Genomic DNA, 17448 nt, shown 5'->3' on the forward strand with positions numbered 1-17448 from the left:
GCTGGATCTGCCGTCAGGCCACCACCCTGCTCTCCCCGCCGTCGACCAGCAGGGACACGCCGTTGACGAAGGACGCCCTGTCGCTGGCCAGGAACGCGATCACGTCGCCGACCTCCTCGGGGCGGCCGATGCGGCCGAGGGGCGTGCTGCCGGTGTGGCCGAGCGAGCGCAGCCGCTCGGTGTCGATCGGGCCCGGGCACACGTTGTTCACCAGGACGCCGTCCTCGCCGACCTCCCTGGCCAGGGACCGCACCACGCCGGCGACCGCCGTGCGGGTGGCGTTGGACAGCGCCAGCCCGTCGATCACCTCGCGCACCGACCTGCTCGTCACGGCGACGATGCGGCCCCAGCCGCGCGAGCGCATGTCGGGCAGCACCGCCCGCATCAGGCGCACCGTGCCCAGCAGGTTGCGCTGCACGGCCACCTCCCAGTCGGCCAGGCTCACCTCGACGAAGGTGCCCGCGGGCGGCCCGCCCGCGTTGGCGACCAGGATGTCGATCGGCCCCAGCACCTCGCGCGTCTCGGCCACCACCCGCTCGGCCGCGGCGGGGTCCTCGACGTCGGCGAGGACGGCGTGCACCACGTGGCCGAACTCCTGCAGCGCCACCACCGCGTCGGCGAGCCGTTCGGGGCTGCGCGCGCAGACGCACACGTCGCAGCCCTCCCGCGCCAGCGCCTTGGCGGCGGCCAGCCCGATGCCCGCGCTACCACCGGTGACCAGTGCGACCTTGCCCGAGATGCCGAGATCCATGACAGCGAGACTACCGATCGCAGAACTGGGTCGCCGCGATCTCCATCACCTGCTCGGTCGACGGGTTGCGGGCCGCTGGATTGATCGACAGCGTGAGCGAGCGGCCGTCGTCCGAGCGGAAGGCGAAGGTGAGGTAGCCGATCAGCTCGCCGCTGTGCCCCCAGACTTTCGTGCCGCACGGCAGCCGGTAGGCCTGCAGGCCGAGGCCGTAGTCGAAGCCGGCGCCCGTGGGCACCGCGGTGCGCATCGCGGCCAGGGAGGCGGCGCTGGTGAGCTTGCCGGTGAGCAGCGCGTCGAAGAAGCGGTCCAGGTCACGCGCCGTGGAGATCATCTCGCCGGCCGCCCAGTCGAGCGAGGGGTTCATGAGCGTGGCGTCGACCAGGTCGCCGCCCGGCAGCGGCTCGTAGCCGCGGGCGTGCGGCTCCGGCAGGCCCGGCCGGTCGCCTGGCACGCTGGTCTGCCGCAGCCCGAGCGGCCGCAGGATCCTGCGCGCGACCTCCTCCCCGTACGGCCGGCCGGTCACTTTCTCCACCAGCAGCCCGGCCACGACGTAGTTGGTGTTGGAGTAGTGCCATCTGCCGTCGTCGGGCAGCTTCCTGGCGAAGGCCACCTTCAGCAGCGCGGCGGGGGAGTAGTGGCGGAAGCGGTCCTTCCCGCGCCAGCGGTTGGTGGAGTACCCGGGCTCGCTCATGTAGTCGTGGAGGTGGCTGGTGTGGTCGAGGATCTGCCGCACGGTGATCCGCCCGCCGTCAGGCACCTGACCCGGCAGGTACCGGTCGATCGGGTCGTCCAGCGCGACCTTCCCCTCGTCCACCAGCTGCAGGATCACCGTGGCCACGAAGGTCTTGGTGACGCTGCCGATCCTGAAGTGGCCCTCGGGGGCGGCGGGCCGTCCGGACCTGAGGTCGCGCACTCCGGCGGCGCCCGCCCACGCGGTGCGCTCGTCGCTCAGCCGCACGAGGGCGGCCGTCTTCGGCAACGCCTCCAGCCGCTCCTGCACCGCCGCACCAGGGAGGGTCACCACAGCCGCCATCAGCAGGTTCATCAAAGAGATCATGTGGAAGACGGTAGGGAAGGAGGTGGTGCCCCGATAATGCGGTTTTCCTCCTGGTCGCCCTGTGGGAAACCGCGGAGCTTGTCGGGGTTCATCACGGTGTAGATGCCGTGGACCAGGCCGTCGCGGACGTCGACGAAGGCCACCTGGTCCCGTCCCCCGACCGTGAGCCGGAGCGCGGGAGCGCCGTTGGCCTCGACGATCCCGCCCTCGAAGGCGTACCGGTCGGTGAGCCCGGTGAGGAAGGCCAGCACCTTGTCGCGGCCGTGGATCGGCCTGAGCGCGGCGCGGACCCTGCCGCCGCCGTCGGTCCAGATCGCCACGTCGTCGCTGAGCATCGAGGTGAGCGCGGACAGGTCGCCGCCCTGCGCGGCGTCGAGGAGGCGGCGCAGCAGCCTGGCGTGCTCCTCGGTGCTCGGCTGGAAGCGTCCGCGGCCCTCGGCCAGCCGTACGGAGGCGCGGTGGTGCATCTGACGGCAGTTGGCCCGGCTGGCGCCGACGATCTCCGCGATCTCCTCGTAGGGCAGGTCGAACGCCTCCCTGAGCACGAACACCGCCCGCTCCGGCGGGGACAGGCGCTCCATCAGGTGCATGGTGGCGTACGAGAGGGTGTCGCGCAGCTCGGCCGTGTCCAGCGGGCCCACCTCGGCGGTCGGCGCGGGCTCCGGCAGCCACGGACCGGTGTAGGCCTCCCGTCTGACCCGCGCGGACCTGAGCTGGTCGAGCGCCAGCCGGGACACGATGGTCACGAGGAAGGCGCGCGGCTCCTCGACCCTGCTCTGGTCGGTGCCGCTCCAGCGCAGCCAGGCTTCCTGGACGATGTCCTCGGCGTCCCACATGCTGCCGAGCAGGCGGTAGGCGAGCCCCAGCAGCATCGGGCGGTATGTCGCGAAATCCACGGTTCGAATCATGCCGGGTCGTCTCTCCGCGGCCGTCCGGCCATCACGGGCCGTCCCTACGCGGATCGTCTCCCCGGAGGTGCCCGGAGGCGCGGGCGACGGGGGCGCCGATCCTGCGCGCGAAGGCAGGCCCTCGGCTACAGGTCGAACACCGACCCCGTGGCCAGGAGCATCTCGCAGCGGTTGCCGAAGGTCCGCTCGAAGTGGACCGACGAGCCCTCCCACCACCCGGTCAGCTCGGCCACGCGCGGGTCGTACTCCCTGGTGCACATGCCCTGCTCGGCGGGATGGTGGGCCAGGTCGCCCTCGACGGTCTCCAGCAGGGCGCAGGAGGTGGCGGCCTGCGGATGGGCGCCGCCCTCCGGGGCGCAGGTCAGGCTCACCACGCGGGTCCATCCGTTGGGGACGGTGACCTGGACGATGAAGAGCGCTCGCGAGGACGAGGCGGGCGCGGCCGAGGCGGTCGCGGAGGTGGCGATCAGGGCGGCGGTGGCGAGTGCCGCGATCTTGACGAATCTCATGCCGGGATGGTGCCCAAGATCGAGTTTTCCCCCGGCCAGCGAACGGCCATGGATTTCCCTCGGCGATCCGTGATGAAGTCGTGATGTGGCGAGAAATCTGATTCTCTCAGGAGGCCTGTTCCACGACTTCGACGCCACGTCGGCCGCGCTCGCCGGAGTGCTGGCCGACGTCGGGGTGGAGTCCGACATCACCGACGACATCGCGGGGGCGCTGGGCGAGCCGTCGGAGTACCAGCTCATCACGGTCAACGCCCTGCGCTGGCGGCAGAAGGGCTTCACGCTGCCCGCCGAGGCTCGCACCACGCTGCTCGACCACCTGGAGCGGGGCGGCGGCCTGCTGTGCATGCACGCCGCCTCCGTCTGCTTCGACGACTGGCAGGGCTGGCCGCGCGTGCTCGGCGCCCGGTGGGTCTGGGGCGCCTCGCACCACCCGCCGCTCGGCTGGCAGAGCGTCCGGGTCCTCGGCGGTCACCCGATCGTCGAGGGGCTGCGCGACTTCGACCTGGTGGACGAGGTCTACAGCGACCTGGAGGTGCTGCCCGACGTCCACCCGCTGGCCTCCGCGCTGGGCCAGCCGATGGTCTGGGCCCGCCCGGTACGGCGCGGCCGGGTCGTCTACGACGCCCTCGGCCACGACACCCGCTCCTACGACAACGAGGTGCACCGCACGCTGCTCAAGCGGGCGGCGCTGTGGCTGCTCAAGCGCCCTTTGGTGCTGGGGGACTGACCTTCAGCCGGCGGGCCGACTCCGACTCCTGCGCCAGGCGGCGCAGCACGTCGAAGGCCTTGCCGTACAGCACGGTGCCGAGGACCAGGGCCTCCACGGCCGCGTCGCGCGGGCCGTCCAGCGGGATGGTGTCGAGCTCGACCTCGGTGACCAGCTGGTGCGCGGCGCGGGCGTAGGGGCTCAGGTCGGTGCTGAGGCCGAGCTGGCGGAGCTTGACGAGGGTCTGGGCCAGCTCGTCGCGGCCGGGGGCGGTCATGGACACCTGCCAGCCGAGGTCGTCGATCATGCGGTCGGCCTGCTCGCGGGCGGCGCTCCACTCCTCGCCCTCGCCCGCCTCGACGGTGGGGCTGATCGCGTAGTGCGCGGTGCCGAGCATGTAGTGCACGGGCAGGCTCTCGTCGTCGACCGCGTCGATCACCTTCTTGATCGAGGTGATCGGCAGGCGGCCCACCTCCAGCAGCGCTCTGATCAGCCGCAGCCTGCGCAGGTGCGACTCGTCGTACTCGGCGCGGGTGGCCGCCACCTGCTCGCCCGGGTGGAGGAGGCCTTCCCGCAGGTAGTACTTGATGGTGGCGATGGGCACGCCCGACTCGGCGCTCAGCTGGGACATCCGCATACTTGGATAGTACTACTACCCAACATGGCCACATCCGTTCCCATCATGCCCGGATCGGGGCGGCGTCTCACCTCCTGTCCGGTGAACCTAACAAGCGCTTGCCTAACTTGGTGGGCCGCACTAGCGTGACGGGCGGGGCGATCTCCCGTCGCGACGCCACCCGCGACCGGACCACGGGACCGCCGCCCGCCGTCCGGATCGCGCCCCGCCGGCGGGCGGCATTCCCCGCCGACCGGGGCGCCGGCGGCGGGGCGCGGTGGGCGCGGAGCACGGCGGGCGCGGAGCACGGCGGGAGGACGCGGCGGCGGGCCAAGGCGACGGGTCACGGCGGCGGGTCACGCGACGGGCCACGGCAGATCGGGAGGAGCATGCGCGGCAGGATCGCCGGGATCGGGATGACGTCCCTCAGCCGGGCCTCCGGCCGGACGGAGCTGGCGCTGGCGGTCGAGGCGGCCGAGCTGGCCTGCGCCGACGCGGGACTCGACCCCCGCGAGATCGACGCCCTCCTGAGCTACCACCTCAACGACTCCGCGCCCGTGGTGCAGGTCGCCAGGGCGCTCAGGATCGACCGCCTCGGCTGGCACAACGACATCTCCGGCGGCGGTACCCAGGCCGCCTCCGTCCTCGGCGACGCGGCGATGCTCATCGAGTCGGGGCTGGCGCGACACGTGCTGGTCTACCGCGCGCTCAACGGCCGCTCGGGCAGGCGCATGAACACCGTCTCGACCGGCCCGCAGGAGCGCTTCACCATCCCCTACGGCATGGCCGGCCCCATCCCCATGTTCGCCATGGCCGCCACCCGCTACCTGCACGACACGGGTCTCGCGGCGGAGCACCTGCACGCCGTCGTCGCCCAGTCCCGCGGGAACGCCGCCGCCAACGAGCGGGCGCTGCGCCGCGACCCGCTCACGTTCGAGGCGTACCTGGACGCGCCGCTCGTCTGCAGCCCGCTGCGGACGGTCGACTGCTGCCAGGAGACCGACGGCGCCTGCGCGCTGGTCGTCAGCGCGGCGCTGCCGGGGCCGCGCGTCCACGCCGTGGTGCGCGGCGGCGGGCCCGGCTGCTCGGCGATGGACCGCTCGCCGGACGTCACGGCCGTCTTCTCCGCGTACGTGGCCCCCATGCTCTGGGCCGCGTCCGGCATGCGGCCCGCCGATGTGCAGGCGGCGTTGCTCTACGACGCCTACTCGTGGCTGGTGCCGCGCCAGCTGGAGGACTTCGGCCTGGTGGGACGGCCCGACCTCGGCGCCTACTTGCTGGCCGGGCGGCACGCGTGGGTCAACCCGCACGGCGGGCTGCTGTCGGAGGGGTACGTCCACGGGCTCAACAACGTGGCCCAGGCCGTCCGGGAGGTGCGGGCGGGCGCGGAGGTCGCGCTGGTGACCGGGTTCGGCGGCTCGTACGGCAGCGCCGCCCTCCTCACCGCCTGACCGGCCCCGCACGGGCCGGCTGAAATGCTGGGCGTCTCCCGACACGGACAGGGGGTGTCCGGGCCGGAAACCGGGCACGGACCAAGGCAGGGCGGGGGCGTACCAGGGTACGGGGCGGAACAGGGCGTGGGGCGGATCAGCCGGTGAAGGCGGCGTGCCGGTCGGCGGCCTCGGCGGCCGACAGCAGCGGCAGGGCGGCCAGCCATGCGGCGGCTCCCGCCCCGTCGCGGGCCGTGCTGATCTCGGCGTCCCACCGCCGCTCCAGCTCCGCCCGTACCGCGTGCCGTACCGGGCCTTCGCTGGTCAGCACCGAGCCCGCCAGCACGATGGGCCCGCCGTCGTAGACCCTGGCCACGGTCTCGGCGAGGTGCGCGGCGGCCCGCTCGGCGATCTCGACGGCCATCGGGTCGCCCGCGCTCGCGGCCTGGCTGACCAGGGCCGACAGCGGGCCGAGCGAGGTGCGGTCGGCCTGGGCGAGCCTGACGAGGCGCTCGGCCTCCCTGCGGGGGGTGGGCCCGCGGTCGTCGCCGAGGAAGCGGGCCACGACCAGCTCGGACAGCAGCCCGCCCCGGTCGCCGCGGTCGAGCGCGTGGACGACGGCCTTGGCCGCCTGCCTGCCGATCCAGAAGCCGGAGCCCGCGTCACCGAGCAGCCAGCCGAGCCCGTCGGACAGCGCGTCGAGCTCGTGCCCGGTCACGCGCGCGGCGACCGCTCCGGTGCCGGACAGCAGCAGCGTGCCGGACGGCGCCGCCGAGCCGGCCGCGTAGGCGATCGGCACGTCGTTGACGAGCCGGGGACCCGCGGTGATCCCGTGGCCGGCCCACAGCTTGCCGAGGGCGGCGCCGAAGTCGGTGACGTTGCCCGCCACGCCCGCCAGCGAGCGCGACACCCGCGCGGGGTCGACGCCTTCCAGGGCCTCGGCGAGCGCCGCCCCGATCGCGGCCGCCGCGGCCTCGACGCCGTGGGCGCTGGGGTTGCCGCCGCCCGCCTTGCCGTAGCCCAGCCTGGTGCCGTCGAGCGTGTGCACGGCCACCCGGGAGGACGTCGCGCCCGCGTCGACACCGACCACCACGTCACCGTGTTTCACGGCCCACCCACCTACTCGCTCTCGCCGCCATCGGGCACCGGTCAGGACTTCGTCACAGGAAGCCGTTACGCACGTGTCACATCCTGGGTCTTGACGCGACCTCATTGCAAGAATAATTTTCGCCGCAAGGTCCGGTATTCGGAAGGAATATTCGTGCCATCTGGTGCCCTCGGCCGCGTCGAGACGGAACTGCCCGGTCTGCCGGAAGCCCTGCGCAGGGTGGGCGAGGTGATTCTGGACGATCCCGCCGAGGCCGCCAGGTCCACGATCGTCGAGCTGGCCGAGCGGGCGGGCAGCTCGCCCGCCACCGTGACCAGGTTCTGCCGGGCGTTCGGCTTCTCCGGCTACGCCGAGCTCCGCGTCGTGCTCGCGACCGAGACGGGCAGGGCCGCCCAGGCCGGCTGGGGTGCCGGGGTCGGCCAGGACATCGGCCCCGACGATCCGCTCGACGCCGCCGTCGAGGTGATGGCCGCCGCCGACGCACGCCTGATCCAGGACACCGCCGCCCAGCTCGACCTGGCCGTCGTCGGCCAGGTCGCCGACGCGATCGTCGCCGCCCGCCGGGTGCTGCTCGTGGGCGTCTCCACCAGCGGCGCGGTGGCCACGATGTTCGAGGGACGGCTGCGCCGCATCGGCGTTCCGTGCTGGAGCTCGGGCGACGCGCACGTCTCCCTGTCGGACGCGGCGCTGCTCGGGCAGGGCGACGTCGCGATCGGCATCTCGCACCGGGGCCGCACCCGCGAGGTCATGGAGGCCCTGGCCGAGGCCCGTACCCACGGCGCGATCTGCGTCGCGGTCACCTCCTTCGCCCGCTCACCCCTGGCCGAGCTGGCCGACCTGGTGCTCACCACGGCCAGCAGGGAGACCACGTTCCGTCTCGGCGGCCTGGCCGCCGTGCACTCGCAGCTGTTCGTGCTGGACGCCGTCTACGTGGCGGTCGCCCAGCAGACCTACGAACGCACCAATCAGGCCTTCGAACTGACCATCAAGGCCGTGGAGAGTCATCGACTGGAGTAGCCCATGCCGAACACCCCCCAGTTCACCTCCCAGAACACCCCCCAGATCACTCGCCGTCAGCTTCTCCGCAGTGCCGTCCTCGTCCCCGCCGCGGGCGCGCTGGCCGCCTGCGCCACGCCCGCCCCGCCGGCCGCCACCTCGGCCCCCGCCGCGGCCGTGCCCACCAGCGCCGCCAACCCGTTCGGGGTCGCGGCCGACAAGCCGCTGGAAGTCTGGATCTTCGACGGCGGTTTCGGCAGCGCGTACGCCAAGGACATCCACCAGCCGCTGTTCGCCGCCAAGTACCCCAAGGCGCAGATCAAGCACAACACCACCAAAGAGATCACCAAGGTCCTCCAGCCCCGTTTCGCCGGCGGCAACCCGCCCGACGTCATCGACAACTCGGGCGCGAACGCCATGGACTTCGGCGCCCTCGCCCAGGACGGCCAGCTCCTCGACCTGACCCCGCTGCTCGACGCGCCCACATGGGACGACCCCGCGGTCAAGGTGCGCGACGCCATCGACCCCGCCGTGATCGACATCGGCACCTATGACGGCAAGTTCAGTGTGCTCGGCTATGTGAACTACATCTTCGGCATCTGGTACTCCAAGAAGGCCTTCGACGAGAACGGCTGGCAGGCGCCGAAGACGTGGGAGGAGTTCGTCGCGCTCTGCGAGGCCATCAAGAAGTCCGGCAAGATGGCGCCCTTCACCTACGCGGGCAAGTTCCCCCAGTACCTGTACGAGGCGTTGCTGACCATGGCGGCCAAGATCGGCGGCAACGAGGTCCTGGTCAACATCGACAACCTCGAGGACGGCGCGTGGACCACCGACGCCATGAAGCAGTCGGCCACCCGGTGGGCCGAGGTGGGCGCCAAGTACCTCATGGAGGGCACCGCGGGCCTCGACCACGTGCAGACGCAGACCGCGCAGAACAAGTACGAGGTCGCCATGCTGCCCTCCGGCTCCTGGCTGGAGAACGAGCAGAAGGACACCACACCGGCCGACTTCGCCTACCAGATGTTCGCCATCCCCGACGTCAAGGGCTCCGACAAGATGCCGTACGGCACGCTGCACTCCCAGCCGGGCGAGAACTTCATCGTGCCCGCCAAGGGGGCCAACCCGCAGGGCGGCATGGAATACCTGAGGGCCATGCTGTCGAAGAAGGCCGCCGGCGACTTCAGCGAGCTGGTCAGGACCGTCTCGGTGGTCAAGGGCGCCGGCGAGGGCCGGGCGCTGTCGCCGGGCGTCAGGAGCGCCTCCGACGCCGTGGCCGCCGCGGGCGCCAACACCGTCTACTGGCGCTGGGAGCGCTGGTACGCCCAGCTCAAGGACGAGGCCATCGCCGCCACGGGGCAGCTGATGAGCGGCGGGCTGACCGCCGACAAGTACCTGGAGCGCATCCAGAAGAAGGCCGACGAGATCAAGAAGGACTCCTCGATCAAGAAGTACTCGCGCTGACATGCTGCGCCGTCGCCTCTTCATCGCCTCCTTCCTCGCGGCGCCGGTCACGCTCTACCTCGTCTACGTGATCGCGCCGTACCTGCAGGCCTTCTACATCGCGATGACCGACTGGCGCGGCGTGTCCGCCGCGCCGCGGTTCGTCGGCCTCGACAACTTCCGGCGGCTGCTCGACGACGGGATCTTCTGGAAGGCCGTGTCGCACAACGCGCTGCTGCTGGTGCTGCTGCCGCTCATCACGATCGTCGTGGCGCTGTTCTTCGCCTTCCTGCTGAACGTGGGCGGCAAGGGCATCACAGGAGTGGCCGGGTCGAAGGTCTACCGCGTGGTGTTCTTCTTCCCGCAGGTGCTGGCCGTGGCCGTGGTCGCGGTGCTGTTCCAGCAGGTCTTCCGGCCGGACGGCAGCGGCATGCTGAACGGCCCGCTGATGGCGCTCGGCCTGCCGCCGGTGGGCTTCCTGTCCGACCCGTCGATCGCGTTCTGGTCGGTGCTGGGCGTCATGGTCTGGCAGGCGGTCGGCTTCTACGTGGTGCTGTTCTCCGCCGGGCTGGCCTCGATCCCCGGCGACATGTTCGAGGCCGCCCAGATCGACGGCGCGGGACGCCTCTCGCTGTTCTTCCGCATCACGCTGCCGCTGCTGTGGGACACCGTCCAGGTCGCGTGGGTGTACCTGGGCATCCTGGCCCTCGACGTCTTCGCCATCGTCTGGGTGATGACCGACCAGCACGGCGGGCCCGACTTCTCGACCACCGTCATGGCCGCCGAGATCTACCGCAACGCCTTCCAGTACTTCCGCTTCGGCTACGCCTCCGCGCTCGGCGTCGTCATGTTCTTCTTCACCATCGGCTTCGCGATCCTGGCCCTGCGCCTCTCGCGTCGGGAACGAATCGAGTACTGATGTACCTCTCGCGCAAGCGTCTCGCGGTCGAGCGGCGCCGCAGGCTCGGGCCGCTGTCGGTGCTCACGCACGTGGCCCTGCTGGTCTGGACGGTCCTGGTGGTGGTGCCGATCCTGTGGACCTTCCTGGCGTCGGTCAAGAGCGAGGACGAGATCTTCGGTGACGCGTGGTCGCTTCCGGCCGCCGTCCGGTGGGACAACTTCGCCAGGGCGTGGGAGCAGGCCCACATCGGCCAGTACATGCTCAACAGCGTCATCGTGGTGTCGTTCAGCACCTTCGGCACGATGCTGCTGGGGTCCATGGCGGCCTACGTGCTGGCCCGCTACCCCTTCCGCGGCAACCGCGCCTTCTACCTGCTGTTCGTCTCCGGCCTGGCCTTTCCGGTCTACCTGGCGCTGACCCCGCTGTTCTTCGTGGTGCAGAACATGGGCCGGGTCATCCCCTTCGTCGGCCTGAACACGCACGCGGGCCTGGCGCTGGTGTACATCGCCTACTCGCTGCCGTTCACCGTGTTCTTCCTGGCCGCCTTCTTCCGCACCCTGCCGACCGCGGTCGCGGAGGCGGCGCTGGTGGACGGCGCCTCGCACACGCGGGTCTTCTTCCAGATCATGCTGCCGATGGCCAGGCCGGGAATCGTGAGCGTCACGATCTTCAACGTGCTCGGCCAGTGGAACCAGTACCAGCTCCCGCTGGTCCTGCTGCAGGAGCGCGACAAGTGGGTCCTCACCCAGGGCATCGCCGACATCTCCACGGCCGCCGGCTACGACCAGGACTGGTCGGCGCTGTTCGCCGCGCTGACCCTCGCCATCCTCCCCATGCTCGTCGTCTACACCGTCTTCCAACGGCAGATCCAGACCGGCCTGACCGCGGGCGCGCTCAAGTAGCGGTGCCGCGCCGCGCTCAGTCCGGCGGCTCGATCTGCTCGTCCACGCGTGACTGCGCGGTCGATCCGTCCCACAGCCGTTCCCGGTGCGCGGCCTGCTCGGGGTCGCCCTCGGCGGCCCCCTCGCCGTGACCGGGGCGGACGGGCGCCGCCTCGGCCTCGGCCACGACCTGGGCGTCGCGCTGGTCCACCTCGTCCGGGTAGTCGTCGTCGTTCAGCGCCCGGTCCACGCGCTCGGCCGCCTCTTCCCCCGTGTACCTGGGATCAGGTGTCTCGCTCATGACGGTGCAGCTACCCACCAACCGGATGAAACACCATCACCCCGACGCGGATTCAGGACGGCAGTTGCTGCAGCGTCCAGGTGTTGCCGTCGGGGTCGCTGAACCAGGCGTAGGAGACCGTCGGCTTGCCCGGCGCGGTCATGTCCTCCACCTCGCCGATCTCCAGCCCTCTGGACACCAGCGCGGCCCGCGCGGCGTGGATGTCGGAGACCACCAGGTGCAGCCCGCGCACCACGCCGGGCGCGGTGTCGACCAGGCCGGTCCCGATCGCGATGGAGCAGGCCGAACCCGGCGGCGTGAGTTGCACGACCCTGAACTCATCGCTCGGCGAGAAGTCGAGGTCGCAGACGAACCCGGCCTTCTCCACGTAGAACGCCTTGGCACGGTCGACGTCCGAGACGGGGACGGGGATCAGTTCGAGCTTGAGGTCCATGTGCGCTCCTGACGGTCCTGGCAGGGGAAGGCTCCCCGCCGGGAGCCGCTCCCCAGTGTGATCGCCTTCGCGCCGCCTTGACAGGCGTTCGGCGCGATCCAGAGGAGCGCGCCGCTCACCGCCCCGCGCCGCTCACCGCCCCGCGCCGCTCACCGCCCCGCGCCGCTCACCGCCCTGCGCCGAGCAGCGCCTCGTCGGCGGCGGGCAGCCAGGAGCCCGCCGGGCGGTGCATCCACCCCTCCTCCTCGGCGACGGCCCGGAAGAGCGCGGTCAGCCCCGGATGCCGCAGCCCAGGCCGGTGCACCAGGCTGACCAGCGACAGCGGCACGGGGTCGACCAGCGGCCGGACCGTGACGCCGTCGATCTCGCCCCATCCCATGCTGGTCAGCACCGCCTCGCCGTGCCGCCGCATGTAGACCAGCAGTTCTTCGAGCCCGATCGGGGGCGCGTGCGGATCGGCGACCGTCAGGCCGAACTCCTCGGCCAGCAGCCTGCCCAGGTCGGTCCACTCGGTGGTGTTGGGGTTGCCGCCCATGACGTCGAGCGGGTAGCCGGCCAGCACGCCGAGCGGCACCTGCTCCAGCCGCGCCAGCGGGTGCCCCTCGGGCAGGATCACCGCCATCGGGTGCAGCCTGACGGGCACCTGGACCAGGCGCGCCCGCGTCTCGGCCGCCAGCCCCGCGAAGCGGCCGAACGACACGTCGGCGGCGCCCGCCAGGATCGCCGCCGCCCCGGCGGACAGCCCGCCGTGGAAGCGCGCCACGATCTCCGCCTCGGGCGCCAGCTCGCGCGCCCTGACCAGGTAGCGAGGCAGCGCCGCGCCGGGGCTGTTGAGGTCGACGAGCAGCGGCCCCGCGGCCCCGCGCATCGCGCTGACCAGCTCGTCGTGGACGGCCAGCAGCCGCCTGGCCAGCGGCGTCAGCCTGACGCCCGCCTCGGTCAGCTGGACCTGCCGGGTCGACCGGGTGAACAGCACCACGCCCAGGTGCTCCTCCAGGCGGCGGACGTCGCGGCTGAGCGCCTGCTGCGCCAGGTAGAGCCGGGCCGCGGCACGGCCGAAATGGAGCTCCTCGGCGACCGCGACGAACACCCGCAGGAGCCGGGGGTTGATGTCCACCGCCCAAGATTAACCACAGAAAGGCGTTAATCCGGACGGCAAAGGTGTTGGACGCCCTGTGCGGTTCGGCGGAAGCCTGGAGGGCATGGTTCTCCGTTTCTTCCGCTCCTTCGGGCTCGCCCCGGCACAGGCCTTCACGCTCCTCTCGCTTCCGCAGGGCGGCCCCTGGCTACCGTGACCGAGTTAAAAATGTAACTGAGTTACACTTATGGGATGACCGAACTCGAGACCGAGCGCGCCTATGTCGGCGACTGCAGGAAAGGGCTCCAGCGGATGCTTGAGGGCGCCCGCGACACCGTCATCGTGGGAGAGACCGTCGCGGGCGACCGCTACAGCGCCGAGCGGCTGGGCCGCCACCTCAAGAGCCTGGCCAAGGAGCTGAGCGAGGCCCCCGACGGACCTCCCTTCTTCGGCCGCCTCGACCTCGAGGACGGCCGCCGCCACCACATCGGCCGCCGCCACATCTCGGGGGAGACCGGCCACCCGCCGCTCGTGATCGACTGGCGGGCGCCGGTCTCCACCGCCTTCTACCGCGCGCATGCGGGCGACAGGCGCGGCGTCCGCATGCGCCGCAGGTACGGCTGGGCCGACCTGACCCTCACCGGCTTCGAGGACGAGCACCTCGACGGCCGCCCCCAGGCCGCCAGCGCGATCCTCGCCGCCGAGATCGAGCGGCCCAGGGTCGGGCCGATGCGTGACATCGTCGCCACCATCCAGCCCGAGCAGGACGAGCTGGTCAGGGCCGAGCTGGACCGGTCGATCTGCGTGCAGGGCGCCCCTGGCACCGGCAAGACGGCCGTCGGCCTGCACCGGGCCGCCTACCTGCTCTACGCCCACCGGCAGCGGCTCGACCGGCACGGCGTGCTCGTCCTCGGCCCCAACAGGGCCTTTCTCGGCTACATCGGCGCGGTGCTGCCCGCCCTCGGCGAGGTCGACGTCGAGCAGACGACGGTGGACGACCTGCTCCAGCGGGTCCGCGTGACGGGCACGGACTCCGTCGAGGCCGCGACCGTCAAGCACGACGAGCGCATGGCGGCGGTGCTCAGGAAGGCGCTGTACGGGCGGATCGCCAAGCCGGCCGAGCCGGTGGCGGTGCGCGACGGGGCCTTCGTGTGGCGGGTCCAGCAGGAGGACCTGCGGCGGATCGTCGACGACGCGCGGCGGGCGGCGCTGCCGTACCGGACGGGGCGGGAGCGGGTGCTGTCGCAGACGGTCGCGCTGGTCAGACGCCAGGCCGAGCTGCGCGGCCGCACCGCGACCGCGGCCTGGACGCGCGCGATGACCAGAGGGGTGACGGCCGCGATCGACGCCGTGTGGCCGAACGTGAAGGCCGAGGAGGTGCTGGCCGGGCTGCTCGCCGACCCGAGCGGCCCCGCCGACGGCATCCTCACCGCCGGGGAGCAGCAGGTCATCACCCGCGCGCGCACGCGCTGGACGGCGGCGGACGCGGTGCTGATCGACGAGCTCGACGGATTGCTCGACCGTCCGAAGGGCTACGGGCACGTGATCGTGGACGAGGCGCAGGACCTGTCGCCGATGCAGTGCCGCGCCATCGCCCGCAGGAGCGAGTACGGCTCGCTGACCGTGCTCGGCGACCTGGCCCAGGGCACCACGCCGTGGGCCGCGGCCGACTGGGCCGACCAGCTGAAGAACCTGGGCAAGCCGGACGCCACGGTGATCGCGCTGACGACCGGGTTCCGGGTGCCCGCCGCGGTCGTCGAGCTGGCCAACGGGCTGCTCGACGACCTGGGCGCCGACGTGCCGCGCACCCGCTCCTTCCGGACGGAGGGACAGCTCCTGCTGCGGCCGGCCGGCCAGGCGGCGGCGGCCGTCACCGCGGCCATGGCGCACGAGGGCTCGATCGGGGTGATCGCGGCCGACCGAGACCTGCCCGGCCTGGTGACGCGGCTGCGCGCGGCGGGCGTGGACCTCGCGCCGGTCGACGAGCCCGGCGCGAGGGTTACGGCGGTGCCGGCGAGCATGGCCAAGGGGCTGGAGTACGACCACGTGGTGGTCGTCGGCCCCGAGGCCATCGTCGCCGCGGAGCCGCGCGGCCTGAACCGCCTCTACGTGGCCCTCACCCGGGCGGTCTCGCGGCTCGACGTGGTCGGGCCGCTGCCGGTCACCCGGTCCGGCGCAGCGCGCGGGCCGCGCTGACCACGTTGGCCAGCGACGCCTCGACCTGCTCGTAGGTGCGGGTCTTCAGGCCGCAGTCCGGGTTCACCCACAGCCGCTCGGCGGGCAGCACGTCGAGCGCGGCCCTGAGCAGCGCGGCCACCTCGTCCTCGGCCGGCACGCGAGGGGAGTGGATGTCGTACACGCCCGGCCCCAGGCCGCGGGAGTAGCCACCCACGCCGCCCAGGATGCGCGCTCCCGACCTGGCCGACTCGATCGTGGTCACGTCGGCGTCCAGGCCGTCGATCGCGGCCAGGATCTGGTCGGCGTCCGAGTAGCACAGGTGGGTGTGGATCTGGGTGCGGTCGGCGGCCACACAGGTGGCCCTGCGGTAGGCGGCCACCGCCCACTCCAGGTAGTCCGCCTGGCCGCTCGCGCGCAGCGGCAGCAGCTCGCGCAGCGCCGGCTCGTCCACCTGGATGACGGAGATGCCCGCCGCCTCCAGGTCGCGCACCTCCTCGGCGATGGCGTCGGCGACCTGCCAGGTCACCTCGCGCAGCGGCAGGTCGTCGCGGACGAACGACCACGCCACGATCGTGACCGGCCCGGTCAGCATGCCCTTGACCGGCTTGCCGGTCAGCGACTGCGCGTAGCCCGCCCACCGCACGGTGATGGGGGCGGGCCGGCGCACGTCGCCGTGCAGCAACGGCGGCCTGGTGCAGCGCGAGCCGTACGACTGGACCCACCCGTGCCTGGTGACGGCGAACCCGTCGAGGTGCTCGGCGAAGTACTGCACCATGTCGTTGCGCTCGGGCTCGCCGTGGACGAGCACGTCGAGGCCGAGCCGTTCCTGGAGCCTGATCGCGCGCTCGATCTCCTTCTCCACCAGTGCCTCGTAGTCGGCCACCGGCAGCGTCCGGTCGGCGCGGGCCGCCCGCAGCTCGCCGGTCTGGGGGAAGGAGCCGATCGTGGTGACCGGCAGCGGCGGCAGGCCGAGATGCTCGGCCTGTGCCCTGGCCCGCACCGGGTAGGGGCTGCGGGCGGGCGGCGGGGCGCTCTCCCGGCGCGGCGGCGCCGCCTTCTCCTCGGCCGCCGGGGTGGCGCCCTCGGCGAACAGCCGCGCCAGCGTGACCACCTCGGCCACCTTCTCCTCGGCGAACGCCAGCCGCTCGCGCAGCTCGGGCGCCAGCTCGTCCTCCACCGCCACCGTGTACGGCACGTGCTGCAGCGAGCACGAGGTGCTCACCACCACCCGCTCCGCCCGTACGGCACGCAGCGCCTCCAGCGCCCCAGCGGGAGCGGTCCGCCACACGTCACGCCCCGACACCACGCCGGCCACGACCGTCTTGCCCGGCAGCGCGGGCACCCGGCCGCCGCGTACCAGGTCCACCCCGATCGCCTCGACGGGCGTGGCCGCCAGCACGGGCAGCGCCTCGCCGAGGTCGCCGAAGTAGCTCGCCACCAGCAGGCCAGGCCTGGCCGCCGTCGACCCGAGGCGGTCGTAGGCGGCCCGCACCGCCGCCAGCTCGGCCGGAGTCCGGTCGCCGACCAGCGCCGGCTCGTCGAGCTGCGCCCACGCCACCCCTTCGGCGGCCAGCGCCGACAGCAGCTCCTCGTAGCAGTCCAGCACCTCGTCGAGCCGGTCGAGCGCGCCGGCCAGCAGCAGGAAGGTCACCGGGCCGACCACCACGGGCCGCGTCTCGAACCCGAGCGCCCTGGCCTGCCGTACCTCGCCGAGCGGCTTGGCGGCGTCCAGCTTGAAGACGGTGCCGGGCCCGATCTCCGGCACGATGTAGTGGTAGTTGGTGTCGAACCACTTGGTCATCCGCAGCGGCGCCAGGTCCCGGGTGCCGCGGGCCATCGCGAAATAGGGGTCCTCGGCGTCCCTGTAGCGCTCGGGCACCGCGCCGAGCAGCACCGCCGTGTCGAGCACCTGGTCGTACAGCGAGAAGGTGTTGGAGGGCAGCCCTTCCAGCCCGAGCTCGGCCAGCCGCCGCCACGTCCGCTCGCGCAGGTCGGCGCCCACCCGCTCCAGCTCCGCGCGGCCGGTGCGCCCGTCCCAGTACGCCTCGAGGGCCCGCTTCAGCTCGCGGTTCGGCCCGATCCGCGGATAGCCCAGGACGGTGGACGAAGGAAAAGAAGTCATGGGCCCACCGAACACGGGCGGCCGGCCCGGGTG

Annotated in this window: 17 protein-coding genes; 7 read left to right on the top strand and 10 right to left on the bottom strand. The window is 72.4% G+C overall.

Features of this window, described 5'->3' with window-relative positions:
- Nucleotides 1-13: 13 nt before the first annotated feature.
- The 4 genes from ACWENQ_RS02240 to ACWENQ_RS02255 all read right to left on the bottom strand — a co-directional run bounded on the left by ACWENQ_RS02240 (nucleotide 14) and on the right by ACWENQ_RS02255 (nucleotide 3225).
- A complete protein-coding gene (locus tag ACWENQ_RS02240) occupies nucleotides 14-751 on the bottom strand; it encodes an SDR family oxidoreductase (RefSeq protein ID WP_452412658.1) in 738 nt (245 codons plus the stop codon).
- Between the two features lie 10 nt (nucleotides 752-761).
- Complete coding sequence (locus ACWENQ_RS02245) at nucleotides 762-1808, bottom strand: serine hydrolase domain-containing protein (protein WP_452412659.1); 1047 nt, start codon at nucleotides 1806-1808, stop codon at nucleotides 762-764.
- Nucleotides 1805-2704: an RNA polymerase sigma-70 factor gene (locus ACWENQ_RS02250; protein WP_452412660.1), complete on the bottom strand. Its 900-nt coding sequence runs from the start codon at nucleotides 2702-2704 to the stop codon at nucleotides 1805-1807. The genes ACWENQ_RS02245 and ACWENQ_RS02250 overlap by 4 nt, the downstream gene beginning before the upstream one ends.
- Nucleotides 2705-2841: 137 nt before the next feature.
- Nucleotides 2842-3225 carry an SSI family serine proteinase inhibitor gene (locus ACWENQ_RS02255; RefSeq protein ID WP_449917107.1) on the bottom strand — a complete coding sequence of 128 codons (384 nt, stop codon included), beginning with the start codon at nucleotides 3223-3225 and terminating at the stop codon, nucleotides 2842-2844.
- Nucleotides 3226-3310: 85 nt separating this feature from the next.
- Between ACWENQ_RS02255 and ACWENQ_RS02260 the strand changes: the two genes are divergently transcribed.
- On the top strand, nucleotides 3311-3952 hold the full coding sequence (locus ACWENQ_RS02260; protein ID WP_354906799.1) for a ThuA domain-containing protein: 642 nt from the start codon (nucleotides 3311-3313) through the stop codon (nucleotides 3950-3952).
- Here the strand turns inward: ACWENQ_RS02260 and ACWENQ_RS02265 are convergent.
- Nucleotides 3924-4568, bottom strand: coding sequence for a MerR family transcriptional regulator (locus tag ACWENQ_RS02265; protein WP_452412661.1), 645 nt, complete (start codon nucleotides 4566-4568; stop codon nucleotides 3924-3926). The genes ACWENQ_RS02260 and ACWENQ_RS02265 overlap by 29 nt on opposite strands.
- Before the next feature lie 368 nt (nucleotides 4569-4936).
- On the opposite strand from ACWENQ_RS02265, the gene ACWENQ_RS02270 reads away from it, so the two are divergent.
- Nucleotides 4937-5998 (top strand): thiolase C-terminal domain-containing protein, encoded by a 1062-nt coding sequence (locus tag ACWENQ_RS02270; protein WP_452412981.1) that lies wholly within the window; start codon nucleotides 4937-4939, stop codon nucleotides 5996-5998.
- A gap of 136 nt (nucleotides 5999-6134) precedes the next feature.
- Here ACWENQ_RS02270 and ACWENQ_RS02275 read toward each other — a convergent pair whose 3' ends face one another.
- The gene (locus ACWENQ_RS02275; RefSeq protein WP_452412662.1) at nucleotides 6135-7085 is read right to left on the bottom strand and encodes an N-acetylglucosamine kinase; all 951 of its coding nucleotides are present in this window, start codon (nucleotides 7083-7085) and stop codon (nucleotides 6135-6137) included.
- Nucleotides 7086-7238: 153 nt separating this feature from the next.
- Between ACWENQ_RS02275 and ACWENQ_RS02280 the strand changes: the two genes are divergently transcribed.
- From ACWENQ_RS02280 to ACWENQ_RS02295, 4 genes are read left to right on the top strand one after another with little or no spacing between them, the layout of a single operon-like run.
- A complete protein-coding gene (locus ACWENQ_RS02280; RefSeq protein ID WP_354906795.1) occupies nucleotides 7239-8102 on the top strand; it encodes a MurR/RpiR family transcriptional regulator in 864 nt (287 codons plus the stop codon).
- A gap of 3 nt (nucleotides 8103-8105) precedes the next feature.
- Nucleotides 8106-9542 (top strand): N-acetylglucosamine/diacetylchitobiose ABC transporter substrate-binding protein, encoded by a 1437-nt coding sequence (gene ngcE / locus ACWENQ_RS02285; RefSeq protein ID WP_452412663.1) that lies wholly within the window; start codon nucleotides 8106-8108, stop codon nucleotides 9540-9542.
- 1 nt (nucleotide 9543) lies between these two features.
- Complete coding sequence (locus ACWENQ_RS02290) at nucleotides 9544-10440, top strand: carbohydrate ABC transporter permease (protein ID WP_354906793.1); 897 nt, start codon at nucleotides 9544-9546, stop codon at nucleotides 10438-10440.
- Entirely contained in the window at nucleotides 10440-11324 is an 885-nt protein-coding gene (locus tag ACWENQ_RS02295) for a carbohydrate ABC transporter permease (RefSeq protein ID WP_354906792.1), read from the top strand. Before ACWENQ_RS02290 ends, ACWENQ_RS02295 begins: the two co-directional genes overlap by 1 nt.
- A gap of 16 nt (nucleotides 11325-11340) precedes the next feature.
- On the opposite strand, the gene ACWENQ_RS02300 is transcribed toward ACWENQ_RS02295, so the two are convergent.
- The 3 genes from ACWENQ_RS02300 to ACWENQ_RS02310 all read right to left on the bottom strand — a co-directional run bounded on the left by ACWENQ_RS02300 (nucleotide 11341) and on the right by ACWENQ_RS02310 (nucleotide 13154).
- Nucleotides 11341-11604 carry a hypothetical protein gene (locus ACWENQ_RS02300; protein ID WP_354906791.1) on the bottom strand — a complete coding sequence of 88 codons (264 nt, stop codon included), beginning with the start codon at nucleotides 11602-11604 and terminating at the stop codon, nucleotides 11341-11343.
- A 52-nt stretch (nucleotides 11605-11656) separates the two neighbouring features.
- On the bottom strand, nucleotides 11657-12037 hold the full coding sequence (locus ACWENQ_RS02305; RefSeq protein WP_354906790.1) for a VOC family protein: 381 nt from the start codon (nucleotides 12035-12037) through the stop codon (nucleotides 11657-11659).
- 166 nt (nucleotides 12038-12203) lie between these two features.
- A complete protein-coding gene (locus ACWENQ_RS02310; protein ID WP_452412664.1) occupies nucleotides 12204-13154 on the bottom strand; it encodes a LysR family transcriptional regulator in 951 nt (316 codons plus the stop codon).
- Nucleotides 13155-13367: 213 nt separating this feature from the next.
- Here ACWENQ_RS02310 and ACWENQ_RS02315 point away from each other — a divergent pair, with 213 nt between their 5' ends.
- Entirely contained in the window at nucleotides 13368-15311 is a 1944-nt protein-coding gene (locus tag ACWENQ_RS02315; protein ID WP_449917091.1) for a HelD family protein, read from the top strand.
- On the opposite strand, the gene metE is transcribed toward ACWENQ_RS02315, so the two are convergent.
- A complete protein-coding gene (gene metE / locus ACWENQ_RS02320; protein ID WP_452412665.1) occupies nucleotides 15277-17415 on the bottom strand; it encodes a 5-methyltetrahydropteroyltriglutamate--homocysteine S-methyltransferase in 2139 nt (712 codons plus the stop codon). The two genes, ACWENQ_RS02315 and metE, sit on opposite strands and share 35 nt — an antisense overlap.
- Nucleotides 17416-17448 lie beyond the last annotated feature (33 nt).

This window comes from Nonomuraea sp. NPDC004354, assembly GCF_053602555.1.